19 protein-coding genes are annotated in these 22594 nt (G+C 75.5%); 12 read left to right on the top strand and 7 right to left on the bottom strand.

Annotation, left to right across the window (positions count from 1 at the left end; translation table 11 throughout):
- Positions 1 to 44: 44 nt before the first annotated feature.
- The gene (locus ABD994_RS00815; protein WP_345410325.1) at positions 45 to 1904 is read left to right on the top strand and encodes an HNH endonuclease signature motif containing protein; all 1860 of its coding nucleotides are present in this window, start codon (positions 45 to 47) and stop codon (positions 1902 to 1904) included.
- 7 nt (positions 1905 to 1911) lie between these two features.
- Here ABD994_RS00815 and ABD994_RS00810 read toward each other — a convergent pair whose 3' ends face one another.
- Positions 1912 to 2682: an SDR family NAD(P)-dependent oxidoreductase gene (locus ABD994_RS00810; protein ID WP_345410322.1), complete on the bottom strand. Its 771-nt coding sequence runs from the start codon at positions 2680 to 2682 to the stop codon at positions 1912 to 1914.
- Between the two features lie 51 nt (positions 2683 to 2733).
- Between ABD994_RS00810 and ABD994_RS00805 the strand changes: the two genes are divergently transcribed.
- Positions 2734 to 3069: a nucleotidyltransferase domain-containing protein gene (locus ABD994_RS00805; RefSeq protein ID WP_345410320.1), complete on the top strand. Its 336-nt coding sequence runs from the start codon at positions 2734 to 2736 to the stop codon at positions 3067 to 3069.
- Complete coding sequence (locus ABD994_RS00800; RefSeq protein WP_345410318.1) at positions 3066 to 4103, top strand: DUF2235 domain-containing protein; 1038 nt, start codon at positions 3066 to 3068, stop codon at positions 4101 to 4103. Before ABD994_RS00805 ends, ABD994_RS00800 begins: the two co-directional genes overlap by 4 nt.
- Here ABD994_RS00800 and ABD994_RS00795 read toward each other — a convergent pair.
- Positions 4100 to 4963, bottom strand: a complete 864-nt coding sequence (locus ABD994_RS00795) for a pyridoxamine 5'-phosphate oxidase family protein (protein WP_345410316.1) — start codon at positions 4961 to 4963, stop codon at positions 4100 to 4102. The two genes, ABD994_RS00800 and ABD994_RS00795, sit on opposite strands and share 4 nt — an antisense overlap.
- Before the next feature lie 104 nt (positions 4964 to 5067).
- On the opposite strand from ABD994_RS00795, the gene ABD994_RS00790 reads away from it, so the two are divergent.
- A complete protein-coding gene (locus ABD994_RS00790; protein WP_345410314.1) occupies positions 5068 to 5673 on the top strand; it encodes a CGNR zinc finger domain-containing protein in 606 nt (201 codons plus the stop codon).
- A gap of 156 nt (positions 5674 to 5829) precedes the next feature.
- Here ABD994_RS00790 and ABD994_RS00785 read toward each other — a convergent pair whose 3' ends face one another.
- Together ABD994_RS00785 and ABD994_RS00780 are read right to left on the bottom strand one after the other, a co-directional pair.
- Positions 5830 to 7290: a sugar transferase gene (locus tag ABD994_RS00785; RefSeq protein ID WP_345410425.1), complete on the bottom strand. Its 1461-nt coding sequence runs from the start codon at positions 7288 to 7290 to the stop codon at positions 5830 to 5832.
- Between the two features lie 217 nt (positions 7291 to 7507).
- Positions 7508 to 8431 carry a glycosyltransferase family 2 protein gene (locus tag ABD994_RS00780; RefSeq protein ID WP_345410312.1) on the bottom strand — a complete coding sequence of 308 codons (924 nt, stop codon included), beginning with the start codon at positions 8429 to 8431 and terminating at the stop codon, positions 7508 to 7510.
- 192 nt (positions 8432 to 8623) lie between these two features.
- Between ABD994_RS00780 and ABD994_RS00775 the strand changes: the two genes are divergently transcribed.
- From ABD994_RS00775 to ABD994_RS00740, 8 genes are read left to right on the top strand one after another with little or no spacing between them, the layout of a single operon-like run.
- Positions 8624 to 9895 carry a glycosyltransferase family 4 protein gene (locus tag ABD994_RS00775; protein ID WP_345410310.1) on the top strand — a complete coding sequence of 424 codons (1272 nt, stop codon included), beginning with the start codon at positions 8624 to 8626 and terminating at the stop codon, positions 9893 to 9895.
- Complete coding sequence (locus ABD994_RS00770; RefSeq protein WP_345410308.1) at positions 9876 to 10916, top strand: GDP-L-fucose synthase family protein; 1041 nt, start codon at positions 9876 to 9878, stop codon at positions 10914 to 10916. Before ABD994_RS00775 ends, ABD994_RS00770 begins: the two co-directional genes overlap by 20 nt.
- Positions 10913 to 11893 (top strand): GDP-mannose 4,6-dehydratase, encoded by a 981-nt coding sequence (gene gmd, locus ABD994_RS00765; protein WP_345410305.1) that lies wholly within the window; start codon positions 10913 to 10915, stop codon positions 11891 to 11893. The genes ABD994_RS00770 and gmd overlap by 4 nt, the downstream gene beginning before the upstream one ends.
- Positions 11890 to 13224 carry a glycosyltransferase family 39 protein gene (locus tag ABD994_RS00760; protein WP_345410303.1) on the top strand — a complete coding sequence of 445 codons (1335 nt, stop codon included), beginning with the start codon at positions 11890 to 11892 and terminating at the stop codon, positions 13222 to 13224. The genes gmd and ABD994_RS00760 overlap by 4 nt, the downstream gene beginning before the upstream one ends.
- Entirely contained in the window at positions 13221 to 14540 is a 1320-nt protein-coding gene (locus ABD994_RS00755; protein WP_345410301.1) for a glycosyl hydrolase family 28-related protein, read from the top strand. The genes ABD994_RS00760 and ABD994_RS00755 overlap by 4 nt, the downstream gene beginning before the upstream one ends.
- 7 nt (positions 14541 to 14547) lie before the next feature.
- A complete protein-coding gene (locus ABD994_RS00750) occupies positions 14548 to 15579 on the top strand; it encodes a glycosyltransferase (protein ID WP_345410299.1) in 1032 nt (343 codons plus the stop codon).
- A 32-nt stretch (positions 15580 to 15611) separates the two neighbouring features.
- Entirely contained in the window at positions 15612 to 16865 is a 1254-nt protein-coding gene (locus ABD994_RS00745; protein ID WP_345410297.1) for a hypothetical protein, read from the top strand.
- Positions 16862 to 18220 (top strand): tyrosine-protein kinase domain-containing protein, encoded by a 1359-nt coding sequence (locus ABD994_RS00740; protein ID WP_345410295.1) that lies wholly within the window; start codon positions 16862 to 16864, stop codon positions 18218 to 18220. The genes ABD994_RS00745 and ABD994_RS00740 overlap by 4 nt, the downstream gene beginning before the upstream one ends.
- 3 nt (positions 18221 to 18223) lie before the next feature.
- Here ABD994_RS00740 and ABD994_RS00735 read toward each other — a convergent pair whose 3' ends face one another.
- The 3 genes from ABD994_RS00735 to ABD994_RS00725 all read right to left on the bottom strand — a co-directional run bounded on the left by ABD994_RS00735 (position 18224) and on the right by ABD994_RS00725 (position 22517).
- A complete protein-coding gene (locus ABD994_RS00735) occupies positions 18224 to 19504 on the bottom strand; it encodes an oligosaccharide flippase family protein (protein ID WP_345410293.1) in 1281 nt (426 codons plus the stop codon).
- Positions 19505 to 19516: 12 nt separating this feature from the next.
- The gene (locus ABD994_RS00730) at positions 19517 to 21349 is read right to left on the bottom strand and encodes a tyrosine-protein kinase domain-containing protein (RefSeq protein WP_345410291.1); all 1833 of its coding nucleotides are present in this window, start codon (positions 21347 to 21349) and stop codon (positions 19517 to 19519) included.
- A gap of 115 nt (positions 21350 to 21464) precedes the next feature.
- Entirely contained in the window at positions 21465 to 22517 is a 1053-nt protein-coding gene (locus ABD994_RS00725) for a glycosyltransferase family protein (protein ID WP_345410289.1), read from the bottom strand.
- Positions 22518 to 22594: the final 77 nt, after the last annotated feature.

The raw sequence follows: 22594 nt of genomic DNA, 5'->3' as shown, positions 1-22594 counted from the left end.
GGAGTTGACGGTCGCTGTCGGGGGTCCTAGGTATCATCGAACACGTGTTCGACACCCTGGCCTCCACCGGCTTCCAGCCGCTGCCGGCGGGCATCGACGTGATGCCCGCCGGCGCCGAGCTGGCGGCCGCGCTGGCCGCGGTCGACCGCACGCGGCTCGCCCCGCACGACACCGTGCGGCTGGTCGACGCCGAGGCCCGCCAGCTGTCCCACCAGCAGGCGCGCTTCCACGCCGCCGCCCGCGAGGCGGCACTGGCCGACCCGGAGGCGCCGGGCGGCCGCGCCGAGCGGGAGGCGGCCGACGGGGGCGACGAGCTGCGGGCCCGGCTCTCGCTGTCGCGCACCGCCACGGCCGCGGTGCTCACGCTGGCCGACGCCGCCGTCCGGCATCCGGAGCTCGGGGCCCGGTGGGCCGCGGGCCGGCTCGACCAGAAGCGCATCGAGCACATCGTGCGCGAGACGGGGGATCTCTCCGGGGAGCACGCCGGGAAGGTGATCCACGAGGTGCTGCCGGTGGCGGCCGGGATGACCTACCGCGCGCTCATCGAGCGGCTGCGCGAGCTGGCGATGGCGATCGATCCGGACTGGGCTCGCCGGCGCGAGGAGAACGCGCGACGCCAGCGGCGGGTGCGGGCCACCGTCACCGCCGCGGGCACGGTGAACGTGTGCGGGCTGGATCTGCCGCTCTCGCCGGGCACGCGCATGACCCGCCAGATCAACCGCCTCGCCGCGCGGGTCAAGGCGCTCGGCCACCCCGGACGGATCGACACCATCCGCGGCGACGTCCTCACCACCCGGTTCGACCCGGCCCTCAGCGGCGCCACCGACGACGAGATCGTCGCCGCCGTCCTCGCCCTGGCCGACGAGGACGACCCGGCCGATCACCTCAGCCACGATCCCGCGGACGCACCTCCCGATCCAGCGGCGCCGGATCGCGACGAGCCGGATCGCGACGAGCCGGATCGCGACGAGCTGGACGCCGACGAGCCGGACGCCAACGGGGTGGAGGCCGGCGCCGAGGAGCCGGCCGCGGATCGGCGGCGCGGCCCGCGGCAGTCCCGCTTCGAGATCCGCGTGCGGCTCTCGACCCTGCTCGGGCACGACGAGAAGCCCGCCCGCCTCCCCGGGTGGGGCACCGTCCACGCCGGGCAGGCCCGCGAGCTGGTGGCCGAGCACGCCGACGCCGAGTGGCGGGTCGCGATCACCGACCACACGGGGGCCCTGGTCGCGACCCTGGTCACCCGCCGCCGACCGACCCGCTGCACCACCACACCCCAGGACCCGGACCCACCCGGCATGCCGCGGGCGGTGGTCGAGCTGCACGTCAGCGAGGCCGAGCTCGACCGGCTCGGTCCCGATCACGAGCTCGCGTGGGTCCGGGTGCTGGGCGATCTCCGGGAGCAGTGGGCCAGGCGGCGCGCCGCCGAGGCACTACGGCCGGAGGACGGCCGGTTCCCGAGCAGCGCGCTCCGCCGGTGGACGGAGATGCGCGACGGCACGTGCGTCTTCCCGTCGTGCCACTGTCCCGCGGTCGACGCGGAGATCGACCACACGCTCCCGCACGGCGCGGGCGGCCCCACCGCCGACGGCAACCTCGGGCCGCTGTGTCTCCACGACCACCTGCTGAAGGACCGGCCGGGGTGGTGCCTCCGCCAACCCCGACCCGGTCACTTCAGCTGGACCAGCCCCACCGGCCACACCTATCACCGCGCGCCCCAGGTCCTGTTCGACGCGCTCCCCGATCCGGACCCACCCGACCACCCCTCCGACGACACCCCGTACGGGTACGCCACCAACGACCCGATCTGGGACGGCGACCCGTACCCGCGCGGGCCGGCCCCGCGCGCCCGGCCGGACCCGCCGCGACGCCGCCCTGGCCACCACGACGACCCGCCGCCGTTCTGAGGCCCGCTCAGGCGCTCCCCGACGTTCCTCGTCGGCGGAGCCGCGCGGTGACGGGGCGAGTGAGCCGGCGCGCCTTCTGCACGGCGCGCTGAGCGGTCGACGGCCGGCCCGGCTCGACGCGCTGCTCGCCGCGGGCGTGCGCGTCGAGGGCGGTGCGGGCGACGTCCTCGGGCGTCAGCCACCAGCGGTCGGGGATGCCGGAGACGTCCTCGCCGAGGCGGTCGTGGAACTCGGTGCGGGTGTAGCCCGGCGCGACGGTGGTGATCCGGACGCCGGCCGGCGCCTCCGCGACCAGCCCGCGGCCCAGCGCGTCGAGGAAGGCCTTGGACGCGGCGTAGGCCGTCAGGCCGACCGTGCCGACGGCGACCGGGCTGGAGATCATCATGATCCCGCCGCGGCCGTCCATGCGTCTGAGCGCGGCGCGGGACAGGCGCAGCGGCGCGAGCACGTTGACGTGCACGGTCGCGTCGAGCGTCGCGGCGTCCTGCTCGGTGAGCCGGGCGAAGGCGCCGGTGGCGGCGTTGTTGACGAGCAGCCGCACGGGATCGGCGGTGTCGGTGATCAGGTCCTCGACCGTCCGCAGTCCCTCCTCGGTGGCCAGGTCGGCGACGACGACGTCCGTCGGCGTCGGGAGCTCGGCGGCGAGCCGCTCGAGCGCGTCCCCGCGGCGGGCGACCAGGACCAGCGGGTGGCCACGGGTTGCGAGCTCGCGGGCCAGCGCGGCCCCGATGCCCGACGACGCGCCGGTGACGAGCGCGCGGGGCGGCGGGTCACTCACCGCGCGGATCATGCCAGCTCGCCGTCGGCCCGACGTGCCACACTCGGCGCCGTGACCGGCGGCGTGCCTCCTGAGCTGCAGCAGGAGGTCACGGCCGCCCTGCGGGCGGCGGGAGCACGGTTCGCGCTCCTGCACGGCAGCCACGCCACGGGGACGCACCGTCCCGACTCCGACGTCGACGTGGCCTCGTACTCGGGTGGGTCGGCTCCGGCCTCGTTCGAGGTCCTGCTCCCGGCCGGCGTCGACCTCCTCGTCCTCGACACCGCGCCGCTGGAGATCGCCGGCCGGAAGACCCGCAAGATCTACTTGGACGAGCTGCCGAGGGTCGAGCGCAGTCGCCGGGAGTTCCAGGAGACGGCGAGGCGCCTCGGTGGTTCGAGCAAGTGAAGCGTCTCGTGGTCTGCTGTGACGGCACGTGGAACACGCCCGACGAGGTCGACGAGCACCACGTCCCCTGCCCCACCAACATCTCCCGGATCGCCCGCGCCGTCGCGGAGCACGACGCCGATGGGACGCCCCAGCGCCTCTTCTACGACAAGGGCGTCGGCACCGGCGGGCGGCTCGACCGGCTGATCGGCGGTGTGTTCGGCGCGGGCGTCGCCAAGAACGTCCGGGACGCCTACCACTTCCTCGTCGACACCTACGAGCCCGGCGACGAGATCTTCCTCTTCGGCTTCAGCCGCGGCGCGTTCACCGCGCGGAGCACCGCGGGCTTCGTCCGCAACTGCGGCATCCTGCGCCGCGAGCACGCCTACCGCCTCGACGACGCCTACGCGCTCTACCGGGCACGCGACCCCGAGCAGCACCCCAGCGAGGTCGAGGCCGCGCTGTTCCGGCGGTCGTTCTCGCACGAGACGCGCATCCGGTTCATCGGGGTGTTCGACACCGTCGGCGCCCTCGGCGTCCCGCTCACCGGGCTGCCGCTGACCGACCTCGCCAACCGCCGCTACCGGTTCCACGACACCGCGCTGTCCGGGCAGGTCGACGGCGCGTTCCAGGCGCTGGCGATGCACGAGCGGCGCGGATCGTTCGCCCCGACGCTGTGGGACCCGACCGAGAGCGGCCAGGAGCTCGAGCAGGTGTGGTTCACCGGCGTCCACTCCGACGTCGGCGGCGGCTACAGCGACCACCGCCTCGCCGACGTCACGCTGGCGTGGATGGTGGCCCGGGCCCGGCGCTACGGCCTGGCCCTCGACCTCCCCGACGCGATCGACCCCGACGCCCTCGGCCGGCGTCACCTGGCGATGCGCGGCGTCTACCGCTACCTGCCGCGCCACCCCCGTTCCCCCGCCGACGGCACGACCGTCGCGTCGAGCGTCGTGGACCGGCAGGCGCGCTACCGGGACGCGCCGCGGCCGTTCCGGCCGATGCTCGGTGACCCGGCGCGGGTGACGGACGTCGAGCACATCGTGGGCGGCTAGGACGGCCCAGCGCGCAGCGGGATCGTCGAGCCGCTCGCCACGGCCTCGACGTGGAACTCCACCCGGCGGCCGGTGTCGAGGTCGCCGGCGGCCGACCAGTCGACGACGGCCGTGCCGGAGAGGTGCAGCGTCGCGCCGGTGGTGAAGTCCAGGAACAGCAGCGCGGCCTCGGGGTCGACGGCGAGGTTGCCGAAGCTGTTGAACATGTTGTTGCCCGGATAGTCGGGCCACCACAGCGTCCGCGGGTCGGTGACGTGGACGAACCCGGCCGGTCCGCCGCGGTGCGACGCGTCGTTGCCGCGGGTCGGGTGGGTGGTGCCGAGCAGGAAGGTGTCGCTGCCGGTGACGAGGTCCTGGTCGGCCGTGGTGAGCGCCGGGCCGCGCCGGACGTCGCCGCTCGAGGCGGGAGCGGACGGCGCCAGGTCGCGGGGGTGGATGAACCGCGGACAGTTGCCGTAGGCCTGCTCCACCGCGACCGTCAGACCGTCCTTGGTGACGTCGGTGAGCGTGCCGTTCACGCGCACCCGCCGGCGCCGGGCGAACTCGATCGCGAGCATGCCGAGCGGCTGGCCGGCGGGGAGTGCATGGAGGGGGTCGCCCGCGGGCGGCGTCGCGTTGACGGCGAGCGTCGTGGCGTCGACGGCGCGCAGGAAGCCCGGGGCGCCGCTGAGCGGCGACGTCCAGAGCCGGCCGTCGGCGTCGCGGGCGCTGATCGCGGCGAACGTGCGCTCGGCCAGGAACCGGCCGACACCGGCCGTGAGGTCAGGGGCGTCGAGCATGCCGCCGAGGCGCTCGGCGTCCGCGCGCGTGCCGGCGCGCTCCTGGACGGCGCGCTCGCCCTCGTGGAAGCCGGTGTCCATCTCGCTCCTAACGGTAGTGGCGGGTCGTGCCGTTAGCAGCATGGCGTGTCGGGACAGCGGTCGTCAAATGGTTGGCGACCGTTCGAGCCGTTAGGATTGTCGTCGTGCCGACGAGTGCGCCGTTGATGGGCGAGCCATGGCCGGTCGAGCTGATGAACACGGTGTGGGCCGACCGGGACGGGCAGTACGACGCGCTCGATGACGACGGCGAGGCGCGGGTCTGGCTCGCTGTGGCACGGTCCGCGCCCGTTCTGACCGTCGCGGGGACGTCCGACGACGACCGGGCGGCGCTGCCGCGCCTGCGGGAGCTGCGCGACGCGCTGCGTCGCCTGGCCGCCGACGTCACCGGCGACCCGCGGACGTCGTGGCGCTCGCCGGTCGGGTCGAACGAGGCGGTGGACACGATCGACGCGATCGCCGCCACGGCACCGTCGTGGGCAGCGCTGGAGCGGGCCGGCGACGGCGCGCTGGTCCGCGTCACGCGCTCGGCTGCGTCGTCCGCGGACGCGGTGGTCTCGCTGATCGCGCAGCAGGGCGTCGAGCTGTTCGCCGACGGCGGGCCGCCTCTGCGCGCGTGCCTGGCGCCGGGGTGCGTCCTGTACTTCGTGGCGCACCACCCGCGGCGGGAGTGGTGCTCGGCGGGGTGCGGCAACCGCGCCCGCGTCGCACGGCACTACCGGCGGCACCGGGGCTCACCCGCCGCGACCTGAGCCCCATGATCGTGGCGGCTTTCCTGACGATGAACGTCAGCGTGGCCCCTATCGGCGTGCTGTGTTCTCTGTTCTGACACGCCGGCGTGTCGTCCCGGCGAGGATGTGGCGATCCTGGCGTGAGACGCCAGCAATGCCACGTTGCTCGCACTCCCCTCAGCGACCCCGGACGAAGAGGACCTCGGCGATGGTGCGGAGGAGGACCTTGGCGTCGAGCCAGAGCGACCAGTTCTCGATGTAGAAGTTGTCGAACCGGGCGCGGTCGGAGATCGGGGTGTCGGCGCCGCGCAGCCCCGACACCTGCGCCAGCCCCGTCAGCCCCGACGGGACGCGGTGGCGGTGGTCGTAGCGCGGGAGCTCCGAGGAGAACTTCTCCACGAAGTGCGGGCGCTCCGGGCGCGGGCCGACCAGCGTCATGTCGCCGCGCAGGATGTTCCACAGCTGCGGGAGCTCGTCGAGCGAGGTCCGGCGCAGGACGCGGCCGACGGGGCCGATGCGCCCGTCGCCCACCACCGACCACTGCGTCGCCGACTCGGCCTCCGACGCCGGGCGCATCGAGCGGAACTTCAGGCACTCGAAGTGCCGCCCATCCTGCCCGACGCGGGCCTGCCGGAAGATCACGCCGGGACCGCCCTCGAGACGGACGGCCAGAGCGCACGCCGCCATCACCGGCGCGAGCACCACGAGCGCCAGCGCGCTGACGGCGACGTCGAACGCGCGCTTGAGCGACCAGCTCACGCCGTGGAGCGGGGGCGTACGGATGCGCGTGATCGGCACCGAGCCGATGTGGTCGCCGGTCGCGGTCTGGGTGGCGAAGGCGGGCAGGCGCGGCACCACCAGCAGGTCGCAGCCCGCGCACTCGGGGGCGCGCACGCGCTCGAGCAGCTCGGCCTCGTCGAACTCGCCGCCGGCCACGAGCACCACGTCGATGCCGTTCTCGGCCACCACCCGCTCGAGCGCGGCCAGCGTGCCGACGTGCGGCGCGTGCTCGGCGGCCACGGGGTCGCGGCCGTCGTCCAGGAACCCGGCCACCGCCAGCCCGTAGCGGGGGTGGCGCGCCAGGAGCTCGATGACGTCGGCCGCGAGCGGGCCGCCGCCCACCACGAGCGTGCGGTGCGCGACCACGCGGCGCTTGCGGGCGGCGAGGATGAACCGCGTCGTGGCCATCCGCCCGATCACCACGAGGCCCAGCCCCGGCAGCACGATGAGCAGGAACGACTCCACCCCGACGCCGTCGTGGCGCAGCGCGAAGACCGCCGCCACGAGGGCCGCGGCCACCAGCAGCCGGCCGATGACCATCGGCAGGTCGTCGAGCACCGAGAGGTGCAGCCGCGCGCGGTAGCGACCGCCGCCCGAGAGCAGCGCGAGCGCGATCACCGTCATCGCCAGCACGGCCTTGCCATACTGCGGGAGCCAGAGCACCGGCACCGCGAGCAGGACCGCGTCGACCGGCAGCACGAGCATCCACGCCTGCCAGTGCACGGCGCTCCGGAACCCGAGCAGGGGCCGGGCGGGGACCGGCAGGGCCGGCTCCTCGAAGCGCCGCGGTGCGCGGTCGGTCCGCGGCGGCGGCCGCGGGTCGTGCCGCGCCGCCGCCCCGTGCGTCGTCTCCCGCATGCTGGTCACGCGGTCACCGGTCCCAACGCATCGCCCTTCTCGTGGGGGAGCACACGAGAGCCCTCCGCCGCGGCGATACAGCGCAAGGTCACCCGATCGAGCGATCGGCAATCTAGCGGCCGATCCACCATCGGGTGAAGGGGCTGGTCAGGACGGCGACAATCTGCTCGGCCACATGCCGTAACGGCGATGATCGCTCAGCGTGAGAATCCCCAACTCAGGACGACGCGGGATTCCGGTTCGTATGACGATCGTCTCCGGACGGATCCGAGGCGGGATCCCGCCGTCCCCGCGGGGCGAGCAGCCGCGCGGCGAGGCGGTGGGTGCGCGAGTCGGGGTCGGACGACGCCGACATGAGCACCTGGTGGCGCAGCCAGGTCAGCGGCCACCGCGCCAGGCCCCGGACCACGTCACGGCGCCGGACCACGTCGACGTGGTCGCGCCCGAGCCGCCGGACGAACACCCGCTGGGCCGCGAGGTTGCGGCGCCGCGCCGAGCTGGTCATCGAGCCCGACGCGAGCCGGAACCGCGAGAGCGTCTCGGGCAGGCCGTAGAAGTCGCCGACGGTCGTCAGGCGCACGGCGAGGGCGACGTCGAGGACGAACGGCTCGTCGGTGGGGAAGCCTCCGACCAGGTCGAACGCCGACCGGCGGAACAGCATGTTCCCCGGCACGCCGAGCGGGTTCCCGCCGTGGCGGACCACGCGGCGCACGACGCTCGCCCGGTCCTGCCGGCCGAGGAGGTCTGGGGTGCGCAGGGTGCGGTCGCGGGCGACGATCCGGTCGCGGTCGTCGACGAGGTGGTGCCGACTGGAGACGACGGCGACGTCCGGCTCGGCGTCCATCACCGCGACCTGCCGCGCGAGGGCGTCGGGCTCGATGAGGTCGTCGGCGTTGAGCACCTTGACCAGCGGGGCCCGCGTGGCGGCCACCGCGGCATTGAAGTTGGCGATCTGCGGGACCGTCTCGGCGTGCCGGACCACCCGCAGGCGGGGGTCGTCGTAGCCCGCGAGGACGTCCGCGGAGCCGTCGGTGGTCGCGTTGTCGACGACGACCAGCTCGAAGTCGGTGAACGTCTGCGCGAGGACGCTGTCGATGGTCCGACCGATGTAGTCGACCTTCTGGTAAAGCGGAATGCACACCGAGACCCGCGGTTGCACATCGTCACCTGACGTCGACTGTGATGCCGACGTCAGGGTGATCGCGGGGTCTTGGGACGACACGCTGTTATCGTCTGGGTGATCAGCGGCGCGGTCAACGGCTGCGCCGCCCGGACCAGCCCCGGTCCCCGGTTCGGGCGACGACGGTCGTGGCGAAGGAGGGCACGAACGCCGATGGACGCCGCACTCGACGTCCTCGTGCTCGGGATGCACTACCCGCCCGAGCACACGGGCAACGCCCCGTACACCGCCGGGATGGTCGCCGCGCTGGCCGGGGCGGGCCACCGGGTCCGCGTGGTGACCGGCTACCCCCACTACCCGCAGTGGTCGGTGCACGACGGCTACACCGGGCTGCGCCGCCACGAGACGGACGCCGGCGTGCCCGTCACGCGGGTGCGCCATCCGGTCCCCCGCTCCCCCAGCGCCCTGCGCCGCGCCCTCATGGACGCGACGTTCACCCTCCACGCGGCGTCGGTCGGCCGACAGGGCGTCCGCCGGCCGGACGTCGTCGTCGCCGTCAGCCCCGTGCTGCTCACCGTGCTCGCCGGCCTGCGCTGGCGCCGCCGCGGCCGCACGGCGCTCGGCGTCGTCACCCAGGACCTCTACAGCCGCGCCGTCGCCGAGACCGGCATCGCCTCCGACGGCGCCGGGCGGGCCGCCGCGCGGCTCGAGGGCTGGCTGATGCGGCAGGCCGACGGCGTCGCCGTGGTGCACGAGCAGTTCGGCGACGGTCTCGCCGCCCTGGGCGTGGAGCGCGACCGCGTGACCGTCATCCGCAACTGGTCCCACGTCCCGCCGGCCACGGGCGACCGCGCCGCCACACGCCGCGCGCTCGGCTGGCGCGACGACGAGGTCGTCGTGCTGCACGCCGGCAACATGGGCCTCAAGCAGGGGCTGGAGAACGTGGTCGACACCGCGCGGCGGGCCGGCGAGCAGGGCGCGCCGGTCCGCTTCGTGCTCATGGGCGACGGCAACCAGCGCGCGGCGCTCGAGGTGCTCGGCGCCGGGGTCGCGCCGCTGCAGTTCCTCGACCCCTTGCCCGGCGACCGGTTCCCCGACGCCCTCGCCGCGGCCGACGTGCTGCTGGTCAACGAAGCCACGACGGTCGCGGAGATGTCGGTGCCCAGCAAGCTGACCTCGTACTTCACCGCCGGCCGCCCCGTCGTCGCCGCCTCCTGGGAGCGCAGCGCCGCGGCGGCCGAGGTCCGTCGATCGGGGGGCGGCGTGCGCGTCGATCCGGGCCGGCCCCAGGATCTGCTCGACGCCGTGCGCGACATCGCCGCCGATCCTGCGCGCGCCCGGGCGCTGGCCACCGCCGGCCGCGCCTACGCGCAGGAGCACCTCGGTGCCGCCGCGGCCCGTCGCGACTACCAGCGTTGGGTGGAGGGTCTCGCCGCCGCCCGCACCCCCTCCCCGGAGGTACACCGTGACCGACGCATCGCCTGACCCGCTGGACGGCTGGGAGCTCGGCCGGCCACTGCCGCGCGACGCCCGCGTGTTCGTCGCGGGCTCGTCCGGGCTCGTCGGCTCGGCGGTGGTCCGGCACCTGCGGGCCGCCGGGTTCACGGACGTCGTCGGGGTGCGCTCGGCGCAGGTCGACCTGCGCGACGCCGAGGCCACGGCCCGCTTCCTCGACGACACCGCGCCCGCGATCGTCGTCGACGCCGCCGCGCGGGTCGGCGGGATCGCGGCCAACGCCGCCGAGCCCGTCGAGTTCCTCCACGACAACCTGCGCATCCAGGCCAACCTGCTCGACGCCGCGCACCGCGTCGGGGTGCCGCGCCTGCTGCTGCTGGGCTCCTCGTGCATCTACCCGAAGTTCGCCGAGCAGCCGATCCGCGAGGACTCCCTGCTCACCGGGGCGCTCGAGCCCACCAACGACGCCTACGCGATCGCGAAGATCGCCGGGATCATGGGCGTGCAGTCCTACCGCCGCGAGTACGGGCGGGCGTGGATCTCGGCGATGCCCACCAACCTCTACGGGCCGGGCGACAACTTCGACCTCGAGAAGTCCCACGTCCTGCCGGCGCTGATGCGCAAGTTCCACGAGGCGACGGTCTCGGGCGCGCCGACGGTGACGGTGTGGGGCACCGGGACGCCGCGCCGCGAGTTCCTGCACGTCGACGATCTCGCCTCGGCGTGCCTGCACCTGCTCGAGACCTACGACGACCCCGCGCCGATCAACGTCGGCGTCGGCGAGGACGTCCCGATCGCCGACCTCGCCGCGCTCGTCGCCCACACGGTCGGTTTCCGCGGCGAGATCGTCTACGACACCTCCCGCCCGGACGGCACACCCCGCAAGCTGCTCGACGTCTCGCGCCTGCAGGCGCTGGGCTGGAAGCCGACGATCGGGCTGGCCGAAGGGCTGGCGTCGACCTACCAGTGGTTCCTCGAGCAGCTTCGGGAGACGCAGCATCAAGGGGAGCACGCCGATAGGGGAGCTCGACCCGGAGAGGGGACGCGATGACCAAGCGTGCGTTGATCACCGGGATCACCGGGCAGGACGGGTCGTACCTGACCGAGTTGTTGCTCGGGAAGGGTTACGAGGTGCACGGGATCATCCGGCGTTCCTCGACGTTCAACACCGCCCGGATCGATCACCTGTACCAGGATCCGCACGAGAAAGATCAGCGGCTGGTGCTGCACTACGGCGACCTGACCGACAGCTCGCGGTTGGTGACGTTGATCGAGAAGGTGCGCCCGGACGAGGTCTATCACCTGGCGGCGCAGTCGCACGTGCGCGTGAGCTTCGACGAGCCGGAGTACACCGGCAACACCACCGGCGTCGGGACGGCTCGCCTGTTGGAGGCGATCCGGATGGTCGGGGTCGACACCCGCTACTACCAGGCGTCGTCGTCGGAGATGTTCGGGGCGACCCCGCCCCCGCAGGACGAGGACACCCCGTTCTACCCCCGCAGTCCCTATGGGGCGGCGAAGGTCTACGGGTACTGGATGGCGCGGAACTACCGGGAGGCGCACGGGCTGTTCGCGGTCAACGGGATCCTGTTCAACCACGAGTCCCCGCGGCGCGGCGAGACGTTCGTGACCCGCAAGATCGCCCGCGCCGCCGCCCGGATCAAGGCCGGCCTCGAGGAGCACGTGTTCCTGGGGAACCTGGACGCGGTGCGGGACTGGGGCTACGCCCCGGAGTACGTCGAGGGCATGTGGCGGATGCTGCAGGCCGACCAGCCGGCCGACTACGTGCTGGCCACCGGGACCGCCACCACGGTCCGCGAGTTCACGCAGTGGTGCTTCGAGCGCGTGGGCCTGGACTGGGAGAAGCATGTCCGGTTCGACGAGACCTACCTGCGCCCCACCGAGGTCGACGCCCTGATCGGGGACGCCTCCAAGGCCCACCGCGAGCTCGGGTGGAAAGCCCAGACCATGCCCGAACACCTCGCCCACCTCATGGTCGACGCCGACCTGGCCGCGCTGACGTCGTGACCGCGCTGCTCGCCCTCGGGTCCCGCCTCGCGCGGGTGCCGCTCGCGGTGAGCCTCGCGCTGCTCGTCGTGCTGCGGCTCGCCGCCGGGCTCGTGCTCGACCCGGGCGACGTGGACCTCTACGAGTTCGGCGTCATCGCCCGGAACTGGGTGAACGGCGACGGCTACAGCTACTTCTCGCTGACCCCGACCGGCGTGGTCGAGGGGTACGTGCCCGGCGCGACCTACGTCCCCGGAGCGTTCATGCCCCCGGCCTACGTGGTGGTCGTGGCGGGCGCGACCCTGCTCGCGCGGGCGCTGGCGCTGGGGCCCGAGGGCGTCGTGTGGATCGTGCGGGTGGTCAACACGCTGCTGGCCGCCGTGGGCCTGCTCGGCCTCGCCGTGCTGGTCCGGACCCTCGCGGGGCCGGCGGCCGCGCGGGTCGCGTGCCTCGTGCTCGCGGTGCTCCCGACGTTCGTCTACCTCGCCACCCAGGTCTCGGCGGCGAACCTCTACCTCCCGCTCGAGACGTGGCTGCTCGCCGGCCTGGCGGTCCTCGCCGGCGGGGCGACGTGGCGGCGCCTGCTCGCCGTCGCCGCCGGGCTGGGCCTGCTGTGCCTGCTGCGCTCCGAGGCCGTGGTGCTCATCCCGCTGGTGGCGGTGTGGGCCGCCGTGTTCGCCCGCCCGCTGGTCGCCGACCGCCGCTCGCGCCTGGCCGTGGCGGCCGCCGTCGTCGTCGTGGCCGCGGTCCTGCCGGCGGCCTGGGCGGTGCGGAACTCCGCGGTCCTCGGCGAGCCGGTGGTCACCACCGCGACGACGGGCGGCTACAACCTCTGGATCGGCAACCACCCGGGCGCCTCGGGCTCCCAGAAGGACGCCGCCCCGCCGCCGGACATCGAGGCCCGCCTCGCCGCGCTCCCCGTGACGCGCGCCTACGAGGCCGACCGCGACGCCGTCTTCCGCGAGGCGGCGCTCGACCACATCGCGGGCGACCCCGTCGGCACGGTGCTGTTCGACGCCCGCAAGCTCCTCGCCCAGGTCACGGTCGACCTCTCCGACCCGCGCAGTACCAACCCCGTCTACCTCGGCAGCTACCTGGTGGTCGCCGTGCTCGGGGTGTGGGGCTGGGTGCGGTGGTGGCGACGGTCGGCCGACCCGGAGGCGCGGGCCCGCGTGTGGTTGGTCGCGGGCTACGTCGTCACCAGCCTCGCCGTCCCGGCCGTCTTCTTCGCGCTGGCCCGCTACCGGCTGCCGCTCGAGCTCATCCTCGTCGTCGGCGCGGCGCTGCTGCTCACGAGCCGGCGACCGGAGGCGACCATCGCACCCCGGCCCGTCGAGAGCGCGGCCCCGTGACCCCCGGGCTGACGCGACGCGCCCTCCTCGCCGGCGCCGGGGGCCTCGCCACCGCCGGCGCCCTGCTCGCCGTCGGCGCCACCGCGGCCTGCGGCGAGGCCGCGCCGCGCCGCGGCCCCGTCACCCCGCCGCCGCTGCCCGGCGGTGCGCCGCTCGCGCAGGGCCCGGTGGTGGACGTCCGCGACCACGGCGCGCGCGGCGACGGCGTCGCCGACGACACGGCCGCCCTGCGGGACGGCCTCAACGACGCGAACGGCCGGCAGGGCACGCTCTACCTGCCCGCCGGGACCTACCGCTACCGGCTCGGGGAGCCGTTCGCGCCCGCCGCCGGCGTCACCGTCGCGGGCGACCCCGGACGCTCGACGGTCCGGCTGGAGGGCCCCGCCCCGGGCGAGTTCGGCGTGTTCTGCGCGCCCGTCGCGCCCGGGGTCACCCTCGACGGGCTCGTGCTCGAACGCGGCGGCGACGTCCCCTGCGTGTTCGTCCGGCTCGCCGCCACCGAGCGGCTCACGCTGTCCCGGATGGCGTTCGTCGGCCACACCGACCGGTGGCCCGACCAGTTCTGCCACGGCGTGCAGCTGGGCACCGTGGACGGGGCGACCGCGCGGGCGTTCCGCTGGACCGACTCCGTCGTCACCTCGATGACCTACGGGCTGTTCCAGACCAACGACTCCACCGGACGCACCGAGGACGTCGCGGTGGCGCGCTGCCGGTTCGTGGGCAACGCCGAGACCGACCTCGAGTTCAACAGCCCGAACGGCGCGACGACGACCGTGCTGGTGGAGGGCTGCGAGTTCCGCGACCCCCAGGCCCGCGGCTTCGCCGTCGGCGTCGCCACCAACCGCGACGTCACGATCCGTGGCAACACCGTCACGGGCTACGCGCTCGAGGCCGTGCACGTCGAGGACTACAGCGACGGCGTGGTGATCACCGGCAACCGCATCGCGTCCGCGGGCCTGGAGCAGAACTCGCACGTCCAGCTCATCGGCGGCGCGCGGCACATCCGGATCGAGGGCAACACGTTCCTGGCCGGGTCGAACACCAGCGAGATCGTCGTGGTGAACGCCCTGGCCGGCGGCACCGCGCCGACCCCGGGCGGGCGCCCGACGGGACCGCCCGCCGACGTCGTGGTCGTCGACAACGACTTCGAGCTCTCCGCGACCGTCCGCGCCGCCTCGTTCGAGGGCGTCACCGGCGGCGCCTTCCGCGGCAACCGCCTGCGCGGCCCGGTCGACGACCCCGACGCCGTGGTCGGCACCGAGGGCAGCACCGACATCGACGTCCGCGGCAACACCGCCAACGGTCGGCCGTTCTAGGAGGGTCATGCGCATCGCCAGCGTGCTGCTCACGCCCCAGGTCGGGGGCGCGGAGACGCTGGAGGCCGCGCTGGTCGCGCGCTGGCGCGCCGCGGGCCACGACGTCACCACGCTCTACCTCGACCCGCCCGGGGAGCCGACCGGGCAGGTGCCGCGGGTCCGGCGGCTGCGCCGCGCGCTCGACGACCTCGCGCCGGACGTCGTGCACGCCCACACCGCGCTGCCCGCGCTGTACGCCCGCCTCGCCGCGCGCGGCACCCGCCCGGTGGTCACCGTGCTGCACAGCGCGGGCGAGAACTTCGCCATCCGCTCGCTGCGCCTCGGCGAGCGGGCGGTACAGCGCTGGACCGACCACCTCGTGGCCATCAACCCCGGCCAGGTCGAGGAGTACCGGCGCCTGTTCGGCCCGCGCACCCCGGTGACGCTCGTGCCCAACGGCGTGCGGGAGGACCTGGTCCCCCGCACCGTCCCGGCCGAGAAGGTCCGCGTCGCCGCGGCGCTCAACCGCCTCGTGCCCCAGAAGCGCGTCGACGTGCTGCTCGCCGGATGGACGCGGGCCGCGCTGCCCGACGCGGAGCTGCGCGTGGCCGGGGAGGCACCGGACGACGCCACCTGGAGCGAGGTCGCCCGGTGGGCCGGAGACGCGCCGACCGCGACGCTGGTCGGCGCCGTCACCGACGTCGCCGGGTTCCTCGCCGGGGCGGACGTGCTGGTGCACGCCGCGGACTTCGAGGGCCACCCGCTGGCCCCGCTGGAGGCGGCGGTGGCGGGCCTCCCGGTGGTGGTCAGCGACCGCGTCGCGGCCACCGTGCCGGAGCTGGCGGTGACGGCCTTCCGCGCGGGCGACGCCGACGACCTCGCCGCGGTGCTGCGCGCGGTCGCCGCCGACTACCCCCGCCTCGCCCGCCACGCCGTCGAGGCGGCCCCCGCGCTGGCGCGACGCCTCTCGCTCGCGACCTGCGCGGACGGTCACCTCGCGGTGCTGTCCGACGCCCTCCACCGACACCGCGCGTCCCGTGAGGCTGCTGATCCCCGATGATCTCCGTGCCCGAGCCGCCGACCAGGGATGGCATGACATCGCGCACCGGCCCCCGCGTCCCCGCCGGCCTCCCGGCCGGCATCGTGCTGCTCGCCGTCCCGTTCCTGCGGCCCAACCTGCTCGGCGAGCAGCTGGCCGTCGTCGGCGCCGGCCTCGTCGGAGTCGCCGCCCTGCTCGCGCTCGTGCGCCGCGGCGACCCCGCGGTGCAGGCCGACCTCGTGCCCACCCGGCGGGCCTGGACGCTCGTCACCTTCCTCGGGCTCGCCTACGTCTGGTTGCTGCTGCGCGCCGCCGGCGAGGGGTCGGGCCCGAACCTGCAGTCGGTGCTCCAGGACGTCGTGCTCACCGTCGGGTCGGTCGCCGGCGTCGCGACGGTGTGCCGCGAGCGGCGCAGCGCCCGGTGGGTGGCGACGGGGTTCGTCGTGATCATCGGGGTGATGTGCGCGTCGTGGATCGTCACCGCGCTGCTGTGGGGCGTCCTCGGCGTCGGCGGGGGGCAGATCGGCCAGGTCCCGGTCGGCGGCAGCGCCCAGCCGCTGTACCTCCCGTTCACCGTCACCTACTCCGAGCAGACCGTGTTCGGCGTCGCCTTCCCGCGGTTCACCGGTCTCGGGCGCGAGTCCGGCTGGATGGCGATGTACTGCGCCGTCGCCTACTTCGTGGCCCGCCAGGTGGGGCTGCGCCGCGCCGGGTTCGGGCTGGTCCTGCTCCTCGGGCTCATCGGGTGCATCTCGACGTCGGGGTTCGGCGTGTTCGTCGTCGTGTGGGCCTACGACCAGTTCATCCGCCCCCGCGCCGCCGGCATCGGCCTGAAGGGCTACCTCCGCCAGCTCTTCGGCGTCGTCGCCCTCGGCCTCGCGGCCTGGGTGGCCGTCACCGCCCCCGTGCTCGGGCTGGCGGCCAAACGGACCCAGAACGTCATGTCGCTCGACGAGCGCAACCGCGCCACCGAGGCCGGGTGGAACGCGCTGTTCACCGACCCGTGGGGCGGGGCGACGTCGGTCTCGCAGGGCGGGGTCAACCTCATCTCCGACATCGGGGTCAACGGGCTGCCGTTCGTCGTGCTCGTCCTCGCGGCGCTGCTCGTCCCCGTCGCGCTCGGCGGCGGGCGCGGCCGCAGCACCGCGGTCACCCTCGTCGTCCTGCTCACGCTCCTGCTGGCCCAGCCCGCGGGCGCCTCGGCGTGGGCGTTCGCGGTGTGCGTCGTCGCGTTCACCCTGGACGACGCCGCCCCGGACGACGAGTCCCCGGCTCCGGAGCCGACCGCCCGGGTGGTGACCGCATGACCATCCGCGACCACGTCGCGCTCCTGCGCGCCGCCGTGTGGACGGTGCTGGCCGGCGTCGGGCTGGGCGTCGTCATCGCCGTCGCCGTCACCGCGCTGGTGCCGCCGGTCTACGACTCCACCGCGACCTTCTACGTCTCCGCGAACCGCGGGGCCGAGGCCACCGGCACCTACGACGGGGCCCGGCTCGCCGAGGAGAAGGTCGCGTCCTACACGCAGCTGCTCACCGGGCCGGTCGTCGCCGCCGAGGCCTCCCGCGAGCTCGGCGGGACCCCGACGCCCGAGCAGATCCAGGACGTGGTGACGGCCGAGCCCACCAAGGAGACGGTCGTCGTCTCGATGCGGGTGACCGCGGGGTCGGCCGACGGCGCGGTGCGGCTGGCGAACGCCGTCGCGGGCTCGTTCATCCGCCTCGTCACCACCCTCGACACGCCGCCGGGGGCCGCGGGACCGGCGGTGACCACCGAGATGGTCCTGCCGCCGACGGTCCCCGACGGCCCGGTCAGCCCGAAGCTCAAGCTCAACCTGCCCATCGGCGTGCTGCTCGGCGCCCTGCTCGGGTACGGCGTCGCGGTCCTGCGCCGCGCCCGCGACACCTCGGTCGCGACGACCGCCGAGCTGGAGGACCTGGTCGACGGGCCGGTGCTCGGCGTCGTGCCGGCCGACCCGACGACGGCCACGCGCCCGGTGGTCCTGCCGTGGCAGGGCGCCGCCGGGCCGCGCGTGGAGGCCTACCGGCAGCTGCGCGGCGCGCTGGAGGTCGCTGCGGACGAGGCGGGCGGCGGGGGCCGCCGGCTGCTCGTGCTGACCGGCACCGGCCCGGCCGCCGGGACGACGACGCTCGCGCTGAACCTGGCGGTCGCGCTCGCGGCGGCGGGGCGACGGGTGCTCTACGTCGACGCCGACCTGCGGCGCGCGGGCGGCTCCGAGCTGCTCCTCACCAGCCTCGACCGCGACCCGGGGCCCGGGCTGGCGGGCGTCGTGCGCGGCGACGTGGACGCCGACGACGCGATCCGGCCGTGGCCGGCGGCGGGGATCGACGTCCTCGTCGGGGGGCACCTGCCGGAGCGGCCGAGCGAGCTGCTCGCCTCCCGGCTGACCGGGCCCGTGCTCGCCGGGCTGCGCGAGCGCTACGACCACGTCCTCGTCGACGCCCCGCCGATGCCCGCCGCGGTCGACGCCGCCGGCCTGGCCGCCCACGCCGACGGGGTGGTGCTCCTCGCGCGGGCCGGCGTGGCCACGCGACCCGACCTCGAGGCGGTGCGCGGCATCCTGCGCGCGGGCGCGATCCCGCTGGTCGGGGCGGTGCTCACCCGGGCCGCCGTCCCGGCGCGGCGGGAGCCGGCCGCGGTCTGACCGTCAGGCCGCCCGGCTCGCGACGGCCCGGCCGCGGACCCGCCGGGCGGCGATCGCCAGGTGCACCAGGATCACGACCTGGCTGAGCACGAAGCCCGCGGCGGCCCAGACGGCGCCGCCGAGGATCGCGAGCACCCAGGTCGACACCAGCCCGAGGCCGAGCCCGATGGTGATCGCCACCGCCGTGGTGCGCTGGTGGCCGCGGTTCTGCAGCATGATCGCCAGCGGCTGGTTGAGCGTCGAGAACACCGAACCGACGGCGAGCACGGCGAGCACCGGGCCGGACGTCGCGTACTGCTCGCCGAGCACCAGCGGCAGCAGCGGCGGTCCCAGCACCGCGGCCAGCAGCGGGACGGCCGCGAGCAGCAGCGCGAGCCCGACGACGCGGCGCTCCTCGCCGCGCAGCGCCGGCTCGTCGTCGCGGGCACGGGCGAGCCACGGGGCCCCGACGAGGCCCAGGGCCGTCGCGAAGAAGCCGAGCGGGCCGAGCAGCCGTCCGGCCGCGGCGTAGAGGCCGGCCCCGACCGGGCCGGCGCCCAGCGCCACCAGCGGTGTGTCGAGCTGCTGGGCCGAGGCGGCGAGCGACGCGAGGCCGTAGGAGAACGCCTCGCGGTAGAGGCCCCAGACCTCGCGCTGGCCCGGCGTGGGGACCCGCGCCGACCCCAGGAAGTACCGGCCCAGCGCCGCCTCCAGCGCGAACGCCAGCACCAGCGCGATCGGCAGGGCGATCACCGGCGCCCCGGCGAGGACCAGCACCAGGACGGTGACCAGGCCGAGCGCCCGGCCCGTGACCTGCGCCGTCGCCGCCACGGTGAACCGCTCCTGCGCGCGCAGCAGGCCGTTGCGGCTCTGCGCCTCCCACATCGCGAGGCCGAGGAAACCGAGCACGACCCCGGACGCCGGGGTGGGCGCGATGACGACGCACGCGGCCGTGGTGGGCAGGACGAGCACCCACGACAGCCGTCGCTTGGCCCGCACGACCCCGCGGGCCCGGTCGAGGTCGACGGCCCCCGCGGCGACCTCGCGGGTCAGCAGCGCGATGAGGCCGGCGTCGAAGACGGTGGCGGCGATGGTGCCGATCGCGACGCAGGTGGCGATGAGGCCGAGCGTCGCCGGCGTGATCGCCCGGGCGCCGACGACGTACATCAGCCCGATGATCACCTGGCCGGCGGCGAGTGCCCCCGCCACGCCGGCCAGGCGGCCGATCAGCAACCCGATCGCGCGGCGGGCGCGTCCCGGGGCGTGCGTGGTCGGCTCGGTACCGGACTCGGTGCCGGACTCCATCTGCTCCCGCCGCTAGTTCTCGCGCCCGGTGGTGGGGCTCGCCGTCCCCTGGTGGGTGCCGTCGCCGCTGCCGTTCCCGTTCTTGCCGTTCGTGCCGTTGGCGCTCGTGGTGCCGCGCGACCGGACCCGCGCCGTCGGCGGCTCGGCGGGGGCCGCCGTCTCGTCGGCGCCGGCGGACGCCCCCGACCGGCTGCCGGTCGTGCGCCGCGGCGTCGTGGGGGCCGGGGAGTCCCCGTCGGCGGGCGCGCTCGGGCGGGAGGTCTTCCGCGTGGTGGTCTTCCGGGTCTTCGGCGGCGGGGTGTCCCCGGTGGCGGCGTCGGTGGCGGCGTCGGGCTCGGACGCCGCCGGCGGCGGGGTCCGGGTCCGCGTGGTCGCCATGCGCGGTGCCGTCGGGCCCGGCCCGTCCGCCGGGGCCGGCGGCTCCGGCGGCTCGGCCGCGCGCGCCGAGGGGCCGGGTGGCAGGGCGAGCACGGGCCGGGCCGTGGCCGCAGCCTCGCGGACGCCGACCGCCCAGGTGATCACCGCGCCGAGGACGGCGGCACCGCCCAGGGCGAGCGCGGAGGCGGCGACGTCGACGTCGGTGGTGCGCGTGTGCCCGCGACGGCAGACCAGCACCACGCCGTCGGTGTGGCGGGCGACGTCGGCGGCGTCGGCGGCGTCGGTCACCGGCGGGGTGTCGACGAGGACGTGGTCGTAGCGCTCGCGCAGGGTGGCGAGCAGCGGGCCGATGCGGGCCCCGACCAGCGGTTCGCCGACCTCGCCGGTGCCCGACCCGGCCTCCCCGGCGATGATCACGTCGATCCGTCCGCGGGCGAAGCGCTGCACGGCCTCCTCGAGGGCCCGGCCCCGCTCGAGGACGTCCCGCAGCCCGATCGCGCCCTTCAGCCCGAGCACCTGGGCGAGGCGCGGCCGGCGCAGGTCGGCCTCGACGAGGACCACGGAGTCGCCCGTGGCGGCCAGGGCGATGGCGAGGTCGACGGCGGTGGTCGACGTGCCCTGGCCCGGGCCCGCGCCGGTCAGCACCACCGCGCGCCGGCCGCCGGAGCTGGAGAGCAGCGCGGTCCGGATGCGGCGGTAGGCCTCGGCGCGGGAGCGCAGCAGGCGGGCCTGGCGGCCGTCGGCACCCAGCGGCGGCTCGGCGAGCAGCGCCGGGTGCTCCGGTGGCCGCCGCAGCGCCGGCACCGCCCCGAGCAGGGGTGCGCCGAGGCGCTGGGCGAGCGCCTCGGGCGTGTCGACCGTGTCGCGCAGCGCCCGGCGGACCAGGGCCGCGCCGAACCCGAGCACGAGGCCGAGCACGAGGGCGGCGCCGAAGATGATCGTCGTGGGCGGCCCGCTGGGCTCGGTCGGGTTCGTCGGCGGGAGGATCACCTCGGCCGTCGCGATGGGCTGGTTGACCACCCCGTTCGTCGACTCGATGGATCCGACGAGCCGGGTGAACGCCGTCGACACCGCGCCCGCCACGAGCCGGGCCTGGTCCGGGGAGCGCTCGGTGACGTCGAGCGTCAGGACGACGGTCTCCTCGACGTAGCTGGCGCTCACCGCCCCCTGGATCTCCTCGGCGGTCGGCGAGCCGCCCAGCAGCAGCGACGCGTCGCGGGCCACGCGCGGGCCCTTGAGGACCTCGCTGTAGGACTTCACGCGCTCGGTCGCCAGCTGCTGCCCGGAGTACGCGTCGGTCGGCGACGGCTCGGCCTGCGACGACGACACGTAGAACACCGCCGACGACGTGTACGTCCGCGGCAGGAACAGGTCGAGCAGCAGGGCACCGAGCAGGCAGACCAGGAGGATCCCGGCGACGATCCAGCGGTCCTCCCGGAGGACCGTCCAGTACTGGCGCGGGCTCACGGCTGCGGTCCTCCGGGGCTGGGGGTCGGTCTGTGCAGTGCGGTCGACACAGAGACGGATCCGGGCGACGGCGATGACGCCGGACGGAGCAGTGCGGTACTCAACGCGGGCCAGATCATTCCTGGTCTCCGGGGCCCCCGACCAGCCCGGACACGAAATCGGCCACGCCCAGCGACGCCGCTGACGAGCACGCCGCAGCAACGTAGCGGGTCCGTTCGGCGACCAGGCGATCGAGGGCGGCGGCGACGGCCCCGGGGTCGTCGACACGGGCGGGGACGCCGCCGCCGGTGGCCGCCAGGACGGTCGCGACCCACCCCCGGTCCGGCCCCAGCACGGGCACGCCCCGCGCGGCGGCCTCGGCGACGATGCCGCTGGGCGCGTCGTTGTCGTGCAGCACGGCGACCGCGTCCACCGACCGCAACGCGGCATCGAACTCCGCGTCGTCGAGCAGCCGGTCGTCGACGTCGAGGCGGCCCTGCGCGCGCAGCCGGGCGGCGTCCGGGTCGGTCGCGAGGAACGCCCGCACCTCCGGTTCGCAGCGCCCGGCCAGCACCACGTCGACGTCCGGTCGGCGCGCGGCCGCCGCCACCAGCACGGGCACGTTCTTGCGGGCGCCGATCACGCCGAGGACGCCGACGCGGGCGCGCGGGCCGGCCGCCCGGCCCGTCGGCGCGGGGTCGGGGGCCGTCACGGGGTCGCGGACGGGGCGGACCCCCGGGAAGCCGCGGCGGCGGGTGACCACGCCGAACGCGTCGGTGAGGAAGAGGACGCGCACGCCCGGCAGCGCGCGCAGGACGGCGACCAGGGCGGGCTTGAGCGCCATCCCGAGCGTCGCGGCCTCGGGGCCGCCGGGCAGCGCCGTGCGCATGAGCAGCAGCGTGACCCGCGGGCGGCGGGGCCGGGCCCACCGCAGCGCGCCGCGCAGCAGGGCGCGCAGCACGGGCAGGACGGCCTTGTCGGCCTCGGGCACGACGAGGTGGCCCGCGCCGCGGGCGGTGGCGACGGCGAGGGCGTCGGGCAGGGCGGTGGCGCGGTCGTCGGCGGCGAGCACGACCACGTCGGCCTCGAGGTGCCCGAGGTGCTGCTCGAACTCGGGCGAACCGGCCACCGAGGGCGAGACGAGCAGTAACCGTTCTGGGGGAGCGAAGTGCTCGGCGAGCAGGCGCACGTAGTTCAGACGGTGACCGAGAGACTCCAGTTCGACGATCGCTGTCGCCCGGGAGTGATACACGCTGCTCCATCCTG

Source organism: Actinomycetospora chlora (assembly GCF_039542135.1).
GTDB classification, from domain to species: domain Bacteria; phylum Actinomycetota; class Actinomycetes; order Mycobacteriales; family Pseudonocardiaceae; genus Actinomycetospora; species Actinomycetospora chlora.
The sequence above is the reverse complement of the archived record's forward strand: the minus strand, read 5'-3'. Positions and strand labels throughout refer to the sequence as shown.

What these genes read in the sequence shown, in the direction of transcription:
- ABD994_RS00740 (WP_345410295.1), top strand. Translation starts at nt 16,862, where the DNA reads ATGACCATCCGCGACCACGTCGCGCTCCTGCGCGCCGCCGTGTGGACG.
- ABD994_RS00795 (WP_345410316.1), bottom strand. Translation starts at nt 4,963, where the DNA reads ATGGACACCGGCTTCCACGAGGGCGAGCGCGCCGTCCAGGAGCGCGCC.
- ABD994_RS00745 (WP_345410297.1), top strand. Translation starts at nt 15,612, where the DNA reads ATGACATCGCGCACCGGCCCCCGCGTCCCCGCCGGCCTCCCGGCCGGC.
- ABD994_RS00735 (WP_345410293.1), bottom strand. Translation starts at nt 19,504, where the DNA reads ATGGAGTCCGGCACCGAGTCCGGTACCGAGCCGACCACGCACGCCCCG.
- ABD994_RS00750 (WP_345410299.1), top strand. Translation starts at nt 14,548, where the DNA reads ATGCGCATCGCCAGCGTGCTGCTCACGCCCCAGGTCGGGGGCGCGGAG.
- ABD994_RS00785 (WP_345410425.1), bottom strand. Translation starts at nt 7,290, where the DNA reads ATGCGGGAGACGACGCACGGGGCGGCGGCGCGGCACGACCCGCGGCCG.
- gmd (WP_345410305.1), top strand. Translation starts at nt 10,913, where the DNA reads ATGACCAAGCGTGCGTTGATCACCGGGATCACCGGGCAGGACGGGTCG.
- ABD994_RS00775 (WP_345410310.1), top strand. Translation starts at nt 8,624, where the DNA reads ATGGACGCCGCACTCGACGTCCTCGTGCTCGGGATGCACTACCCGCCC.